The following is a 14,907-nucleotide window of genomic DNA, read 5'->3' on the forward strand; positions in this document are numbered from 1 at the left end:
GTATTCGTGCCTGGCGCAAGTCGGTGGCTGCCTGGCAAGAGCGCCCCCGGAGATTCTTCAACAGGAACAGAACTCGCGCCGAACCCCCTGGTGCTTTGTTCACCGTCCCGCAACACCCGGGCAGCGCATACCGGTTGACCGCGTCCTTCATACCCCGGACGGCCGCGGCTGAGACAAGGAGATTCATGAGTAACCGTCAGCCCGAGGCACGCTTACAGGGCCTCTGGTCCGACCTGGTTCCCGTCGCCGCCACGCCGGAGGGGCCGTCGGCCCCGCGCGGCAACGTGTTGGGGCGGATCCGCTTCACGGACGCCCCTGCCGAAGCCACCCTGGACGACGCCACTCCGCTCCTGACCACCCATATGACCAACGAGCACGTCCGTCCCGTCGAGGAGATCTGGCGGACCGCCCTCCCCGTGCGGACCGGCGTCGCCGACGACGCCGTCTTCGCCGAGGACGGCGAGCACGTCTTCTACGCGGTACGCCTCGGCCCCCAACCGGTGTACCGCTCACAGGTGCGCGAACTGTACGAGAGCGCCCTGGAGTTCGCCTGGGAGCGCGGCTACACCGACCTGGTCCGCATGTGGAACCTCATCGGCGGCATCACCAGCCCGAACGCGGACGGCCTGGAGATCTACCGCGACTTCTGCACAGGCCGCGCGGAGGCGTTCGCCGCCTTCGCCGACCGCTTCCCCCAACTCCCGGCCGCCACCGGCATCGGCACCCTCTCTCCGGGCGTCGACGTCTGCTTCCTGGCCGCGAAGCCGGGCCGGGCCGTACACCTGGAGAACCCCCGGCAGACGCCCGCCTACAAGTACCCCTCCCAGTACGGGCCGAAGTCGCCCAGTTTCGCCCGGGCCACGTTCCTGAAGGACGCGGGCGCGCCGGGATCCGTGACGGGGAGCCTCTTCGTCTCGGGCACGGCCAGCATTCTCGGCGACGACACGGTGCACGCCGACAACGTTGCCTTCCAGGCCGAGGAGACGCTGCGCAACATCGAGGCGCTCGTCGGCGGCGACAACCTCCGCGCCCACGGCCTGGACGGGGCCGGGTACGACGTCAAGGACCTCGACCAGGTCAAGGTCTATGTACGCGACGCCGAGCACCTCCCCGTCGTACGGAACATCTGCGAGTCGACGCTCCCCGCCGACACGGACATCTCGTATTTCAACGTCGCGGTCTGCCGGCCCGACCTGCTGGTCGAGATCGAGGGAGTGTGCAGGTGACGGACATCCTCACGGACCTGCCCACCGCTCCGGCCGAGACCGTCCCGACAACTGGCAACCTGTCCGCACGACTTGAGGACCTCGCGCGCCGGAGCGGCTGGCTCGGCCGGACCGCGTACCTCCAGGGCACGCACCGCTACTCCTACGGCGAGGTGTACGAGCAGGTACGCCGAACCGCCGTGTCCCTACGGGGACTTGGTGTCGGGCGCGGGGACCGGGTGCTGCTGGCGCTGCCCGACAGCGTGGCCTTCGTGGTGACGTTCCTGGCCGTCCTGCGGATCGGCGCCGTGGCCGTACCGGTCAACACCTTCTTCCACGCCGACGAGTTGCGCTCCAGCGAGGAGCTCGCCGAAGCCTCGCTGGTCGTCGCCGACGCGTCGCTCCGCGCGGAGTTCCACGGCCGGGCCGTGACCCCGAGGGAACTGACGGAGGCCTACGACCCGGCCGGCGCCGACGGCCCGGAGCCGCTCGCGTCGGACGCCCCCGCCTTCGCCGTGTTCACCTCCGGCACCACGGGCGCACCCCGCCTCTGCTTCCACGCCCACGGCGACGCCCTGCACTTCGACCGGGCGATCGGCGGTGTCCTCGCGCTCCGCCAGGGCGAGGTCTGCTACTCCGTGTCGCGGATGTACTTCGCCTACGGGCTGGGCAATTCGGTCCTCCTCCCCCTGCAGCGCGGCGCGGCCGTCGTACTGAGCCCGCAGCGCGCGGACGAGACGAACGTCCCGCAGCTCCTGGAACGCCACGGCGTGAGCGTCTTCTACGCCCAGCCCAGCTTCTACGCCAGGCTGCTCGCCCGCCCTCAAGTGGCCGACCTGCTGGGCCGGTTGCGGCTGGCTCTGGTCGCCGGGGAGACGCTGCCCCGCCCGCTGGAGGACAGGCTGCGCCGCGTTCTCGGACCCCGGCTGCTGAACATCTGCGGGACCAGCGAGATCGGGCACGCCGTCCTCGCCAACGGCCCGGACGAGATCCACCCGTACAGCCTGGGGCGCATCCTTCCGCCGTACCGGGTGCGGGTCGTCGACGACACGGGCGAGCCCGTACCGGAGGGAGAGGTCGGGCAGTTGCAGATCTCCGGCCCCGGCATCGGTCCCGGTGTGAAGCGGGGCGGCCTGCCGCCGCACCGGCTCGGCCCCGACGAGTGGTTCGCCACCGGGGACTCCGCACGCGTGGACGCCAAGGGACTGGTGTGGCTGCTCGGGCGGGTGGACGACATCGAGATCGTCGCCGGGGCCAACGTCCATCCCACCGAGGTGGAGGACCTGATCACCGGTATCGCCGGGGTCCGCGAGGTCGCCGTCTGCTCGGTGCGCCGCGCCGACGGCACGACGAGCCTGCGCGCCTACATCGTCCCCGAGCCCGGAGTGGACCGGATCGCCACGCTGGCGGCCACGATCCGCTCGACCACCGGGGCGAAGCTCACTTCGTACAAGGTCCCCGAGGACGTCGAGTTCATCGACGCGTTGCCCCGCAACAGCACGGGAAAGATTCTCCGCCGCGTCCTGCGCGGAGCGAACAGGGAGTTGCCCGATGGCACAGCATGAGACGTCCCCGCCCACCGCGAAGACACCGCCCAGCGCGTTGGCCGCCGCAGTGCTCACCATGGTGTTGTGGGCCTCGGCGTTCGTGGCGATCCGCCACATCGGCGAGAGCGTGCGACCCGGCCCCCTCGCGCTCGGCCGTCTCCTCATCGGTTCCGTAGCGCTCCTCGCCGTCGTGGCGTTCCGGCGCGAGGGACTGCCGCCGCGTGCCGCGTGGCCGGGGATCGCCGGCATGGGCGTGTTCTGGTTCGGCCTGTACATGGTGGCCCTGAACTGGGGCGAGCAGCACACGGACGCGGGGACGGCGGCCCTGCTCATCGGCGCCGGTCCGCTGCTGGTGGCGCTGCTCGCCGGGTTCCTGCTGCACGAGGGGTTCCCGCGTCCCCTGCTCATCGGCCTCGCGGTGGCCTTCGTGGGCGCGGCGCTGGCCGGGGCTTCGAGCGGCGGCGGGGATTCGGCCCTCATCGGTGTGCTGCTCTGCCTGGCAGCGGCGGCGGGTCACGCCGTCGGCGTCATCTTCCAGAAGCCCGCGCTCTCCCTCGCGTCACCGTTGCAGGTCACCGCCTACGCCAGCACGATCGGTGCCGTCGCCTGCCTGCCCTTCGCGGGTCAGCTCGTCTCGGATCTGGGCGACGCGTCGGCCGGGGCCTGGGCGGGAGTGGTGTATCTGGGGCTGCTTCCGACGGCGTTGGCCTTCTGGACCTGGTCGTACGCGCTGGCGCACATGCCGGCGGGGCGGCTGGGAGCGGTGACGTACATCGTGCCCGCCCTCACGGTGCTGCTGGCGTGGCCCACGCTGGGAGAGTTCCCGTCCGGCCTGGCGCTCGCCGGGGGTGCGCTGTGCCTGCTCGGCGTCGGTCTCTCGCGCCGTCAGCCGCGCACCGCGCCCGAGACGGCCTCGTCGCCGGCCCCTCGGCCCGCGTCCGTCGGCGGAGGCCGCGGCGAGACCGCCGACATCTCAGGACCGGCGCCGGCGCAGGACTGAAGGCGGTCCGGTGGTCCGCTCACGCCGGTATCCGGGCGTGAGCGGACCGCCGGACCCCGCTCAGACTCTCTGACCGAGGGCGGACCACAACTCCCGCTCCACATCGGTCGGCGGGATGTGCGCGGCGAGACACTCCGGGTGGCCGGACGGCAGTCCTCCGTACGGCTCCGGTGTCTCCTCGTGGGGGGCGAGTGCGGGCAGCGGAAGTCCGCCCAGGCAGCAGCCGACCGCGAGCAGACCCGGCGTCCACCGGGCCAGCGCGTCGGTCCATCGGCGTGCGCGGCTCATCGTGAACTCACCGCAAGGGAGCCGTCGGCCACAGCGGTTCGGTCGCGCGGTGTTCGGCCTCGCGCAGGACGCGCAGCACATTGCGGCCGGTCAGGGCCTCCAGGTCGGCCCTGGACCAGCCGCGGCCGGCGAGTTCGCGCAGCAGCACCGGGTAGCCGGAGACGTCGGCGAGGCCGACGGGCTGGTGGTCGACGCCGTCGTAGTCGCCGCCGAGGCCGATGTGGTCCCGGCCGGCCACCTCGCGGGCGTGCTCGACGTGATCGGCGACCTGGGCCACCGTCACCTCGGGGCGCGGGTGTCGCTCGGTCCAGCGGCGCAGCCGGTCGTCGTCGGCGGTCACCGTGACTCCGGCCGCGAACTCCTTGGCCACCTGGGCCGGTTCCTCGCCCGGGCGTGGTGCGCGCGGCCAGGTCCAGGGCTGCGAGGGCAGCCCGAGACGTTCGCGTTCGGCCCGCAACTCCTGTGCCCACTCGGCGACTTCGGCCGAGATGAAGTACGGGACGAAGGTGAGCTGGATGACTCCGCCGTTGTCCCGCAGCAGTTCCAGGACCGGGTCGGCGACATTGCGCGGATGGTCGTTGAGGGCGCGTACGGAGGAGTGGCTGAACAGCACCGGGGAGGTCGAGGCGGCGAGCGCCGCGCGCTGGGTGGACTCGGCGACGTGGGAGAGGTCCACCAGCACGCCGGTGCGGTTGAGTTCGGCGACGATCGCGCGGCCGGTGTCGTTCAGGCCGCCGACGCCGGGCTCGTCGGTGGCCGAGTCCGCCCAACTGGTGTTGTCGTTGTGGGTGAGGGTCACATACCGGACGCCGAGCCGGGCGTACGACCGCAGGACGCCCGGGGACTCGGCGAGGCTGTGGCCGCCCTCGATACCGAGCAGGGACGCGATCCGTCCGTCGGCGAGCGAGCGCTCGACGTCGGCGGCGGTGTAGGCGATCCGCAGGGTGTCCGGGTAGCGGGCGACGAGCCGGTACACGGCGTCGATCTGCTCCAGCGTGGCCACCACGGCCTCGGGTTCGGGGAGTTGGGAGGAGACGTACACCGACCAGAACTGTGCGCCGACCCCTCCGGCGCGCAGCCTGGGCAGGTCGGTGTGGAGGTCGGGGCGGCCGTCGTCCAGCCCCTCGACGCTGTAGCCGGAGCGGGCCCGCAGCGCGATGGGCAGGTCGTTGTGACCGTCGAAGACGGGGGTGCTGCTCAGTACCTCGTCGACGAGGTCCTGCGCGGTGTCGGTCATGCGCTTGCCACTCCTTCGCCCAGGGTGTGCCGGTGCCGGCCCTGCCGTACCGGGTCGGCGACGGGCAGGGAGGCGACCAGCCGCCGCGTGTAGTCGTCCTGTGGACTGCCCAGTACCTGTGCCGTCGAACCGGACGCGGCGACCCGGCCCCGGTGCAGCACGACCACGCGGTCGGCGACCTGCTCGACCACCGCGAGGGCATGGCTGATGAACAGCGCCGCGAAGCCCAACTCCCGCTGGAGTTCGGTGAAGAGGCCGAGCACCTTCGCCTGGACGGACACGTCGAGGGCCGAGGTCGGCTCGTCCGCGACGATCAGCGGGGGCCGCAGGGCGAGCGCCCGGGCCAGGGCCGCGCGCTGACGCTGACCGCCGCTGAGTTCGTGCGGATAGCGGTCGGCGTAACTCCGGGGCAGATGAACGGAGTTCAGCAGCGCCTCGGCCTCGGCCCGGATCGCCGCGGCCCCCAGTTCACGCCGGTGGACGGCCAATGGCTCCGCGACGCTGTCGGCGACGGTGAGCAGCGTGTTGAAGCTGGCGGCCGGGTCCTGGAAGACGTAGCCGATATGGCCGGCCCGGCCGCGGGTGCGGCGGCGGGTCGTCAACGGCTCGCCGAACACGGTGAGTTCACCGCCGGTCGCGGCGGTCAGACCGGCGACCACCCGGCCGATGGTGGTCTTGCCGCTGCCGCTCTCCCCCACCAGCCCGAGCACCTCGCCCGGCCGGATCTCGAAACTCACGCCGCCGACCGCGCGGAAGCCCTTCCTGCCCAGTCGCCCGGGGTAGTCCACAACCAGCCCGGCGGCCCGTACGACAGGCCGCTCGTCGCCCGTCGCGGAGGTCGGCGTCCGGCTCTGCTCCCCGAAGACCGGTACGGCGGCCAGCAGTTCGCGGGTGTACGGGTGGGCGGGCGCCGTGAACAGCTCGCGGACCGGGGCCTGTTCGACGACCTCGCCCTCGCTCATCACGGCCACCCGGTCCGCGAGGTCGGCGACGACGCCCATGTTGTGGGTGATGAGGAGCACGGCGGTGCCGAAGTCGGTGCGGCAGCGGTGCAGGAGTTCGAGGATCTCCGCCTGGACGGTGACGTCGAGGGCCGTGGTGGGTTCGTCGGCCACGATGAGCCGGGTGCCGAGGGCGAGGGCCATGGCGATGACGGCGCGTTGCTTCTGGCCGCCGGAGAGTTGGTGGGGGTAGTGGTTCACGCGGGTGGCGGGGTCGGGGATGCCGACCTTGTCGAGCCATTCGACGGCCAGGGTCCGGCGCTCGGCCTTGCCGCTGCCGTGGCCGTGGGCGCGCAGGCCCTCGGTGAGCTGCCAGCCGATGGTGAAGACCGGGTTGAGCGCGGTGGAGGGCTCCTGGAAGACCATCGCGGCGTGGGTGCCGCGCAGGGCGCGCAGTCGGGCGGGGGACGCGGTGAGCACGTCCTCGGCCGGGTCGGCGGTGCCGTCGCCGAGCAGGACCCGGCCGCGGGCGGTCGCGGTGGCGGGCAGCAGCCCCAGGACCGACCTGGCGGTGACGGTCTTGCCGCTGCCGCTCTCGCCGACGAGGGCCAGTACCTCGCCGGGGGCGACGGACAGGCTCACGCCTTTCACCGCGGGAGCCGCGCCGGCGTCCGTGGCGAAGGTGACGTGCAGGTCCTCGATGCGCAGGAGGTCAGTCATCGTCCGCGCCTCCGTCCGTTCCGGTGCCGGTCGCCTTCGCGGTCGTGCCGCCGTGTCGTCGCAGTCGCGGGTCGGCGAGGTCGGTGAGGCTCTCGCCGAGCAGGGTCGTGCCGAGCACGGTGAGCACGATGGCCAGGCCCGGCGGGATCGCGGTCCACCACAGACCCGAAGTGACGTCCGCGACCGAGCGGTTGAGGTCGTAGCCCCACTCGGACGCCGAGTTGGGTTCGATGCCGAAGCCGAGGAAGCCGAGCCCGGCGAGGGTGAGGATCGCCTCGGAGGCGTTGATGGTGAAGATCAGCGGGAGGGTGCGGACCGAGTTGCGCAGCACGTGCCGGAACATGATCCGCCAGGTGCCGGTGCCGATCACCCGGGCCGCGTCGACGAAGGGCTCCGCCTTCACCCGGGTCACTTCCGCCCGTACGACACGGAAGTACTGCGGTACGAACGCGACGGCGACCGAGCAGGCCGCCGCGCCGAGGCCGCCGACGAGGCTGGACTGTCCGCCGCTGATCACGATCGACATGACGATGGCGAGCAGCAGCGGCGGGAACGCGTAGAGCGCGTCGGCCAGCCCGACCAGCAGCCGGTCGAGGCGGCCGCCGAGACAGCCGGAGGCCAGCCCGAGCACGGTGCCGGGGATCACCGAGAGCAGCAGCGCGGCGAGGATGATCTCCAGGGCGGTCCTGGCGCCCCACACCGTGCGGGAGAGCACGTCGTACCCGGCGATGGTGGTGCCCAGCGGATGGGCGCCGCTGGGGTGCTGCTGCGAGCCGAACAGCCGTCCCCCATCCTGGAGTTGGGCGTAGCCGTACGGGGCGAGGAATGGTCCGAGGAGGGCGGTGAGGACGAACAGCACGGTGAGTACGGCGCCGGTGAGGAGCATGGCGCGCTGTACCGCGCCGCCGGTGCGCAGCCGTGCGCGCAGGCGGTCCGGCAGCAAGGCGGGCCGTCGCACGAGGAGTTGGGCCACGGCTCAGTACCTCACTCGGGGATCGATGAGGGCCGCGACGACGTCGACGAGGAAGTTCGTCACCGCCACGACGACGGCGAACAGGGCCACGATGCCCTGCACTGCCGGGAAGTCACGGACCGTCAGATAGTGGGCGAGTTCGTAGCCGAGGCCCTTCCAGCCGAAGGTTCGTCGGCCTTGCGACGACGAGTCGGACGCTTGCGGGTCCGTGGAAACATCGCAACATCCGTCTCGGCCGCGCTCCCGGTCCCGAACTGATCGACACCAGCCGGTGGCCCGACTCCAGCCGGAACACGCCTGCCCCGTCGAAGGCCGGGCGGTCCGGCGACCGGCAGGCGCGGGACGCCACTCCCTGGCCCCGGGCCGTCTCCGTCGTCCGGTACGACACCCGCCCGGTCCGATGGCACTGGTTCCGGTTCCGGTTCACCGCACTCACCTCGACGTTGCGTGCTGACGGCCGGCACCGTCCCGAAGGCCCTGCCTACGCCGGGTCGTGCCCGTAGGGCGGGCGCGATCCGCCGACGGGCACGACCCGGCGCGCCATCGGTCGACCCGGATGGTTTTCGACGGCGCTTTCCGGCGAAGGGGGCGGACATCGGTTCTTCCGTCGCGGCTCTGTGGCGGCCGCGCACTCGGCGGACCCAGCCGGCGATCGCCACACATGCCGTAGCCGGCCCCGGGAGCCGTCGGTGGGTATCTGACAGGGGGCGCGCCGGATGGTGGTCATCCGCTGGTAGCTCCGCGACGACATCCACCACGCGTTCGTTACGCTCGGCTGTGCCGTCATCTGCCGGTAACGACTGCGCACCGCGTGTCATCGAGAGGAAGGGACGGCAACGCGCCCCAGGGGGTGGCCCGTTCGATGCGCCGGAACGCGTTCGTCGTGGTCGGGCCCGCGCAGCCTCACATCCGGGAGCGCAGTACGTCGACCTCGCAGCCCGGCGCGAACGGGTCGAAGCCGTGCCCGTTCAGCCAGCGAACCACCAGCAGGCTGCGCAATGACCACCACGCGCGGATCATGTCGAGGTCGACGTCGGTGCCGTAGCCGGCGATGACGTCGTCGAGGTGCTCCTCGTGTCCGAGCGTGAAGGTGGCGAGGTCGTACAGGGCGTCGCCCTGGCCCGCCTCGGACCAGTCGATGATGCCCGTGACCTCGTCGCCGTCGACGAAGACATGCGCGATCTGCAGGTCGCCGTGCGTGAACGCCGGGGCCCACGGCCGGAGCGCGGCCTCGGCGACCCGGCGGTTGCGGGTGACCAGGTCAGCCGGCAGGAGGCCGCTCGTCAGGAGCAACTCGCACTCGTCGTCGAGTTCCGCCGCCAGCGCGACGATGCTCCGCCCGGCCCCACCCGGTCGGGGCGGCAACGGCGCCTCGTGCAGCTTCCGGATGGCGGCGCCCGCCGCGGCCCACGCCGCCGGCGACCCGGTCGACGGCCCTCCGAGGTGGCCGAGCGTCGTCCCGGGGAGTGCGGCGACGGCAAGCACGGGCGGCTTGTGCCACAGGACCTCCGGGGTCGGGACCGGCGCCAGGGCCATCGCCTCGACCTCGACGTCGATGCGCGCCTGATCGGCGTCCACCTTCAGGAACACGTCGCCGACGCGCAGGGTCGCGCGCTCGGAATGGGCGACAACGACTTCGACCTCATCCATGGGCGACCAGTATCCCGGGGACGATCGCCGCCGTCGCCGGGTTTATCGCGTGCGACTGCGCGACTGACCGCGTCCCGCCACCCGACGGCCTCGTGCCCGGCACCGGCCTCTGACCTGGACAGGCCCACCGCTCTCGTCAGGACTGCCGAGTCCGTCCGTCCCCCGCCTGTCGCCGACTCCTGCCGCAGACCGTTGACCCCTCGTGAGCGGTATCCGCCGAGACGCCGGCGCGGCCGCTCCGGAAGCTCCCGCTGCCGGGCTTCGGGCGCCTCAGTCACGACCTGGTTTGAGGGTCCCCGAGGAGAACGACTCGATCGGCCTCGACGTCGAAGCCGAGCACCGGACGGCCGTACTCGCCCTCCGGGTCCATCAGCACCGGTTTGCCCAACCGCCGCCCGATCTCCCGCAGGAAGGCGCAGAGCACATCAAGTCGGTCCTGGCCCTGCAACTCCCGCAGATCAAGGTCGAAGTCGACTTCGTCATCCGCCAGGAAACGGAAGATCGCCAGCACATCGGCGGTCGGCCAGACCCGCAGTTCCGGGCACTCGGCGTCCGTCGGGCGGGACAGCACAGCCTCCGCCCGAGGCACTGGAAGCACCGTCGCTCCCTCGGAGTACCGGTACTGCCAGCCCTTCTGAGCGACAAGATCGAGAACCGCTTGCCAGTCCTCCGTCGAGGCATTCGGGACACGCACGTCCGGCAGCGACCCCATCAGGTCCAGGTCGAAGAAGCACTTCACGTCATCCCACAGCAGGTCGGCCACCTCGCCATGTTGCCCGAATCGTCGGCCCGAGGAGCTGTTGCTGTGTCCACAGTCGCAGCCGTTCCGGCAAGGGCAGAGCACATGCCTGGTCCTCGACCGCTGATGACGAGGAACGGCCCTGGGTGCACCGCGGCCACACCGTCAGGTGCCGTCGGGGTCCGGGAGGAGCAACGTGGGATCGATCTCGGTCACACCGTCCGCGTAATCCAGTCGGGTGGCCGCCGACAACAGCCGGTCGTACTCGTCCTGCCGCACGGGCAGCCGGAACGCGTTGGCCGTGTTGACGAGGTAGTCGACCGCGATCTCTGCTTCATCGTTGGCGACGAGGTCGAGGACCGAATCGAGGGCCGGCGCCGTCTCCTCCCGAGCCGCGGCTCGGTGCTTCAGAGCGCCGACCACCGCGCGGATGTCGTCGTCCGCGGAACTGTTCATCAGCCGTCCGAATCCTCGGTGTCGTACGGGAGGCGTCTCCGGTTCCGGTGCCAGCGGCGAGTACGAGCGCTCGGAACTCCGCCGCTGGACCGACGCGGACCGGGACGGCCGCATCACCCGCGCCGAGGTCCTCAGGGCCGAAGCCGCCGTCGCGCCGGCTCACGGGCCCAACTGCACCTTGGCCAGAGGCAGTTGGTACCAACATACGACGACCAGCACTTCAGCGGGCGAGCGAACCGGACGTCGATCACCCCTCGTTCCACCCGCCGAGGGCTGGGACTCCAAGTAGGCGGTGCAGCTGAGACATCCACCGCACATCCACCTCGTCGTCGTCGGCGTGACGGCGACGAGGTGGATGTCGGCCAGGCCCCCTCTGAACCCCGTTGCTACTTCAGATTGAGCGTGTCCCCGGTCGACGCCTTGAGTGAGGTGGTCGTGGTGCCGGGGAAGTACCAGCGCCAGCTGCCTGCCGAGGTGACGGTCACCTTGGCGGTCAGTTGCCCGATGCTGCCCGTCGTCACGGTCTTGACCGTGCTGTAGTGGGCGGCACCCTTCTTCCGGAACTGGAGCCTGACCTGCTGCCCGGGGAACCCGTGGTACTTGCGGTCCTCCCAATTGGCCCGCGACAGCTTGCCGGTGACGGTCACCTTGGCACCCTTGGCGACCTTCTCGGGCGTGATCACCGTGGTGAGCTGGGCGGCCCGCTTGACCTTGTACTCGGCGATGTGATCGGAGATCCAGTAGTCGCCGTCGTTCGCCTTGACGGTCGCGTTGACCTGCCAGACACCTGCGACCTTGTTGGAGTCGATGTCGTCACTGTCGGCGATCCAGGCGGGGTCGATGGTCAGCGTGGCCCGGCACACCGAGGTCGTCGCGCTCTTCTTCGTGCAGGACGAATCATCGTTCCAGGTCGCGAAGGTGTAGGCGCTCGTCTTGTTGAAGGTGCTGACGTGCGTGAGCCCCTTGACCCCCGAGTTGTCCTTGACGGTGATGTCGACCGGGTAGCGGATCGTCTTCGACGTGCCCACGATGACGTTGCCGCCACCGTTGACGACGGTCTTCACCACCCGGACATCGCCCCGCCCCTCCGCGTGCGCCCCGGTCGCCGTCATCAGTACCAGGGCCGCCGCCCCGCCGGCCGCGGCCCAGGCCGTTCTGCCTCTCATGATCCTCCCCTTGTCGTGTGCGTGCCAGGAGAGGCTATGTGATCAGGGACCATCCGCCGTCATCGGTTTTCGAGGCTCCGGCCGACCGGTGGAAGACCATCCACTTCAGCAGGAAGTGCGATGGTTCGGGCAACTCGGCAACCCCTGCCGGTACACCCTCGCACTCTTGCCGCCGGTGGCAGCGCGACCGTCTTGCGGGCCCTTCCCAGCGTGTCCTCGTCCACCCCGCTCAAGTCAGGATCCAGCCCGCGGCGGGATCGGCCTGCCATCGTCCACTACGGGCGGATCGCCAAGACCCTGTACATGGGCCTCGTGGGTCAGGTGCCATCGCGCCTGTACACACGCGGGTCCCCTGGAAGCTCCAAGGGACACACCGGGCATCCGACCTCCGTGAGCCGCTGAGCGGGCTCGACTTCGAACTGTGCAACCTCTTGTCCCACAGGGGCGACCCGGGCAAAGACGCCGCATGGCGTCAGCCTCAGGGCCGGCTCGTTCGAGTTGTGGGACCTCGTGGCTGGTCGCACGTGGCCAACTATCACTGCGTATGCCCGCCCATCGCTGAACGTCACACCCGGACCCGTGGGCTCAGCCCGGTCACCCCGCACTCACGAACGAGCACCCGGCCGACAGGAAGGGCTGTCAGGAGATGGCCCGCAGCCGGCCGTGGGAGCTGTGGCGGAGTTGGTCGAGGGCCTCGGCCGTGCTGTCGTCCACAGGCAGGAGGACGATCAACTGCTGGGCGTCCGAGGGCAGTTCGAGGGTCTCACGGTGCAGTCGGAGTTCGCACCCGGTCGGGTGGCTGAGGCGGAGCACCCCACGTCGGGGCAGCACGTGCCGGTTCAGTCGGCTCGTGAAGTCGGGGCCGGCGTGGCGGGCGAGTTCCGTGGTGAACCACGTGGAGTTGCCCGCGGACGGTGCGAGCCACAGGTCGAAGGCCTGCTCGTCCGCGACGTCGTCCCAGTCCGTGAAGAACGTCCGTGCGCGGGGGTCGGTGAAGACGTAGCGCGTGAGGTTCGGTGGATCGGCGTCGAGCAGTCCGGTGCCGCGCGTCATCGACTCGTAGCCACCGGTGTGGGCGAGGACGTCGCCCAGCTTGTTGGTGACCAGGGCGATGCCCGGTTCGAGCAGGCGGAGCGTCTCCAGGACGGTGGGGCGGACCTCGCGGCGCGGTGGCTCGGGTCGCGTGTGGGCGGAGCATTCGCCGCCGGTGATCTTCGTGAGGTAGCGCAGATGGTCGCGCTCCGACGCGTTGAGGCTGAGTGCGTCGGCGAGCGCGTTCACCACCGCCACCGAGGGATTGCGGTCACGGCCCTGTTCGATACGGGTCAGGTACTCGACGCTGATGCCGGCCCGCGCGGCGAGATCCGAGCGCCGCAGGCCCGGTGACCGGCGGCGGCCGTGATCGGGCAGTCCCAGCGTGTGCGGCTGGATGCTGTCCCGCGCGGTCCGGATGAAGTCCCCCAACGGCGAACCCATGGCCTGAGCGTACGACGCCGCCCGCTCCCGGCGGAGTGCTCAGGGTGACCCTGCGGGGGCCAGCCTGAGCACGGTCTGGGCGGGGACACAGTGCTGTCCGATCGTGGTCGCCATGGAGAACAGACCTCAACTCGTGATCATCGTCGGAAGTGTGCGGGAAGGACGGTTCGGCCCGGTAGTTGCCTCGTGGATCGCCGAACAGGTCGGCCTGCACGGGGTTTTCGATGCGGAAGTCGTCGATCTGGCCGGGATCGACATCCCGTTGGCGCTGCCCGCGGCATCGCCGAAGCACGCCCTCGACGACTACCCTCGCCCGGCCGGGATGGCGGCACTCACGTCGGCCCTGGCCCGTGCCGACGCCTTCGTCGTGGTCACGCCGGAGTACAACCACAGCTATCCCGCGTCGTTGAAGGCGGCCATCGACTGGCACTTCACACAGTGGGCGGCCAAGCCGGTCGCCTTCGTCAGCTACGGAGGTGCCGCGGGCGGACGGCACGCGGTGCTGCACCTGGAGAACGTGCTGACCGAACTGCACGCGGTGACGATCCGGGACGGTCTCACCTTCCCGAACTACTTCACCGCGTGGCAGGACGGTCGGCCGCTCGATCCCCAATCCCCCGTCTACGCCCGGACAGTGCTCGACCAGTTGGCCTGGTGGGCGGTCGCACTCCGGTCGGCACGCGACGCCGTTCCCTACCCGGGGTGAGCCCGGCGCTTGACCACGCACCAGTGACCACGCACCAGTGACTGCGCATCACAGGTGCAGGGTCACCAGGGGACGACGCCGGCGTCCTCGAAGAACGAACCGGTCGGGCCGCCGTCCGGCAGCGTGGCGAGCCGGATCGCCGTGGCCGCTCCCTGCTGCGGAGTGCGGGGCCCGTGGAAGCCGGTGAAGTCCGTCGCGACCAGGCCCGGGCAGGCGGCGTTGATCAGGATGTCCGTATCGGCGAACTGCCGGGCGTACTGCACGGTGACGGCGTTGAGGAACGACTTCGACGGCGCGTAGGCCGCCATGACGGGGCCGATCTGGATGTCCGGGTCGGCCTGCCGGGTCAGGGAGGCGACGGAGCTGGAGATGTTGACGATGCGTGGCGACGTCGAGCGCCGCAACAGCGGCAGCATCGCGTTGGTCACCCGGATGACACCGATGACGTTGGTCTCCACGACCGTGCGGACCAGGTCGAGGTCGAGCGCGGTCGGGTCCTGCACCCACCCCGGGCCCATCTCCCCCGAGATACCCGCGTTGTTGACCAGAACGTCCAGGCGCCCGGCCTGCCGTTCGATCAGTTCCGCGGCGTCGGTGACGCTGCGGTCACCGGTCACGTCCAGCGGCACCCCGAAGGCGTCCACCCCGGCGGCCCGCAGCTTCTCGACGGCGGTCTCACACCGGACCTCGTCGCGGGCTCCCACGCCCACGCGATATCCGAGGGCGCCCAGCCCGTTGGCGATCTCGTACCCGATTCCCTTGTTCGCGCCGGTCACCAGCGCGATCTTCGTTTCGCTCATGCC

At 70.9% G+C, this 14,907-nt stretch carries 15 protein-coding genes; 4 read left to right on the top strand and 11 right to left on the bottom strand.

What is annotated here, in order from left to right:
• The first annotated feature begins 185 nt into the window (after positions 1–185).
• The 3 genes from OG223_RS02945 to OG223_RS02955 are packed head-to-tail and all read left to right on the top strand — an operon-like array spanning position 186 to position 3,752.
• Positions 186–1,226 carry an FkbO/Hyg5 family chorismatase gene (locus tag OG223_RS02945; protein WP_329241841.1) on the top strand — a complete coding sequence of 347 codons (1,041 nt, stop codon included), beginning with the start codon at positions 186–188 and terminating at the stop codon, positions 1,224–1,226.
• Positions 1,223–2,770: a class I adenylate-forming enzyme family protein gene (locus OG223_RS02950; RefSeq protein ID WP_329241844.1), complete on the top strand. Its 1,548-nt coding sequence runs from the start codon at positions 1,223–1,225 to the stop codon at positions 2,768–2,770. Before OG223_RS02945 ends, OG223_RS02950 begins: the two co-directional genes overlap by 4 nt.
• Positions 2,757–3,752 (top strand): DMT family transporter, encoded by a 996-nt coding sequence (locus tag OG223_RS02955; RefSeq protein WP_329241847.1) that lies wholly within the window; start codon positions 2,757–2,759, stop codon positions 3,750–3,752. Before OG223_RS02950 ends, OG223_RS02955 begins: the two co-directional genes overlap by 14 nt.
• Positions 3,753–3,812: 60 nt before the next feature.
• Here the strand turns inward: OG223_RS02955 and OG223_RS02960 are convergent, their stop codons facing one another.
• The 10 genes from OG223_RS02960 to OG223_RS03005 form a co-directional block, all read right to left on the bottom strand.
• A complete protein-coding gene (locus OG223_RS02960; RefSeq protein ID WP_329241849.1) occupies positions 3,813–4,040 on the bottom strand; it encodes a DUF6059 family protein in 228 nt (75 codons plus the stop codon).
• A 7-nt stretch (positions 4,041–4,047) separates the two neighbouring features.
• Positions 4,048–5,277 carry a dipeptidase gene (locus OG223_RS02965; protein ID WP_329241852.1) on the bottom strand — a complete coding sequence of 410 codons (1,230 nt, stop codon included), beginning with the start codon at positions 5,275–5,277 and terminating at the stop codon, positions 4,048–4,050.
• Complete coding sequence (locus tag OG223_RS02970) at positions 5,274–6,938, bottom strand: ABC transporter ATP-binding protein (RefSeq protein ID WP_329241856.1); 1,665 nt, start codon at positions 6,936–6,938, stop codon at positions 5,274–5,276. Before OG223_RS02970 ends, OG223_RS02965 begins: the two co-directional genes overlap by 4 nt.
• On the bottom strand, positions 6,931–7,911 hold the full coding sequence (locus OG223_RS02975) for an ABC transporter permease (RefSeq protein ID WP_329241859.1): 981 nt from the start codon (positions 7,909–7,911) through the stop codon (positions 6,931–6,933). Before OG223_RS02975 ends, OG223_RS02970 begins: the two co-directional genes overlap by 8 nt.
• Before the next feature lie 3 nt (positions 7,912–7,914).
• A complete protein-coding gene (locus tag OG223_RS02980; RefSeq protein ID WP_329265108.1) occupies positions 7,915–8,313 on the bottom strand; it encodes an ABC transporter permease subunit in 399 nt (132 codons plus the stop codon).
• A 501-nt stretch (positions 8,314–8,814) separates the two neighbouring features.
• A complete protein-coding gene (locus OG223_RS02985) occupies positions 8,815–9,561 on the bottom strand; it encodes a phosphotransferase family protein (RefSeq protein ID WP_329241862.1) in 747 nt (248 codons plus the stop codon).
• Positions 9,562–9,835: 274 nt separating this feature from the next.
• Positions 9,836–10,324 (bottom strand): hypothetical protein, encoded by a 489-nt coding sequence (locus OG223_RS02990; protein WP_329241864.1) that lies wholly within the window; start codon positions 10,322–10,324, stop codon positions 9,836–9,838.
• Positions 10,325–10,465: 141 nt separating this feature from the next.
• Positions 10,466–10,756, bottom strand: a complete 291-nt coding sequence (locus tag OG223_RS02995; protein WP_329241867.1) for a hypothetical protein — start codon at positions 10,754–10,756, stop codon at positions 10,466–10,468.
• A 386-nt stretch (positions 10,757–11,142) separates the two neighbouring features.
• Positions 11,143–11,922 (bottom strand): hypothetical protein, encoded by a 780-nt coding sequence (locus tag OG223_RS03000; RefSeq protein WP_329241869.1) that lies wholly within the window; start codon positions 11,920–11,922, stop codon positions 11,143–11,145.
• A 639-nt stretch (positions 11,923–12,561) separates the two neighbouring features.
• Positions 12,562–13,398: a helix-turn-helix domain-containing protein gene (locus tag OG223_RS03005; RefSeq protein WP_329241871.1), complete on the bottom strand. Its 837-nt coding sequence runs from the start codon at positions 13,396–13,398 to the stop codon at positions 12,562–12,564.
• Between the two features lie 112 nt (positions 13,399–13,510).
• On the opposite strand from OG223_RS03005, the gene OG223_RS03010 reads away from it, so the two are divergent.
• Positions 13,511–14,104 carry an NADPH-dependent FMN reductase gene (locus OG223_RS03010; protein ID WP_329241874.1) on the top strand — a complete coding sequence of 198 codons (594 nt, stop codon included), beginning with the start codon at positions 13,511–13,513 and terminating at the stop codon, positions 14,102–14,104.
• A gap of 62 nt (positions 14,105–14,166) precedes the next feature.
• On the opposite strand, the gene OG223_RS03015 is transcribed toward OG223_RS03010, so the two are convergent.
• Positions 14,167–14,904 carry an SDR family oxidoreductase gene (locus tag OG223_RS03015; RefSeq protein WP_329241875.1) on the bottom strand — a complete coding sequence of 246 codons (738 nt, stop codon included), beginning with the start codon at positions 14,902–14,904 and terminating at the stop codon, positions 14,167–14,169.
• Positions 14,905–14,907: the final 3 nt, after the last annotated feature.

The sequence above is a fragment of the Streptomyces sp. NBC_01478 genome, assembly GCF_036227225.1.
Lineage (GTDB): Bacteria > Actinomycetota > Actinomycetes > Streptomycetales > Streptomycetaceae > Streptomyces.

What these genes read in the sequence shown, in the direction of transcription:
- OG223_RS02945 (WP_329241841.1), top strand. Translation starts at nt 186, where the DNA reads ATGAGTAACCGTCAGCCCGAGGCACGCTTACAGGGCCTCTGGTCCGAC.
- OG223_RS02955 (WP_329241847.1), top strand. Translation starts at nt 2,757, where the DNA reads ATGGCACAGCATGAGACGTCCCCGCCCACCGCGAAGACACCGCCCAGC.
- OG223_RS02960 (WP_329241849.1), bottom strand. Translation starts at nt 4,040, where the DNA reads ATGAGCCGCGCACGCCGATGGACCGACGCGCTGGCCCGGTGGACGCCG.
- OG223_RS02965 (WP_329241852.1), bottom strand. Translation starts at nt 5,277, where the DNA reads ATGACCGACACCGCGCAGGACCTCGTCGACGAGGTACTGAGCAGCACC.
- OG223_RS02970 (WP_329241856.1), bottom strand. Translation starts at nt 6,938, where the DNA reads ATGACTGACCTCCTGCGCATCGAGGACCTGCACGTCACCTTCGCCACG.
- OG223_RS02985 (WP_329241862.1), bottom strand. Translation starts at nt 9,561, where the DNA reads ATGGATGAGGTCGAAGTCGTTGTCGCCCATTCCGAGCGCGCGACCCTG.
- OG223_RS02995 (WP_329241867.1), bottom strand. Translation starts at nt 10,756, where the DNA reads ATGAACAGTTCCGCGGACGACGACATCCGCGCGGTGGTCGGCGCTCTG.
- OG223_RS03000 (WP_329241869.1), bottom strand. Translation starts at nt 11,922, where the DNA reads ATGAGAGGCAGAACGGCCTGGGCCGCGGCCGGCGGGGCGGCGGCCCTG.
- OG223_RS03005 (WP_329241871.1), bottom strand. Translation starts at nt 13,398, where the DNA reads ATGGGTTCGCCGTTGGGGGACTTCATCCGGACCGCGCGGGACAGCATC.
- OG223_RS03010 (WP_329241874.1), top strand. Translation starts at nt 13,511, where the DNA reads ATGGAGAACAGACCTCAACTCGTGATCATCGTCGGAAGTGTGCGGGAA.
- OG223_RS03015 (WP_329241875.1), bottom strand. Translation starts at nt 14,904, where the DNA reads ATGAGCGAAACGAAGATCGCGCTGGTGACCGGCGCGAACAAGGGAATC.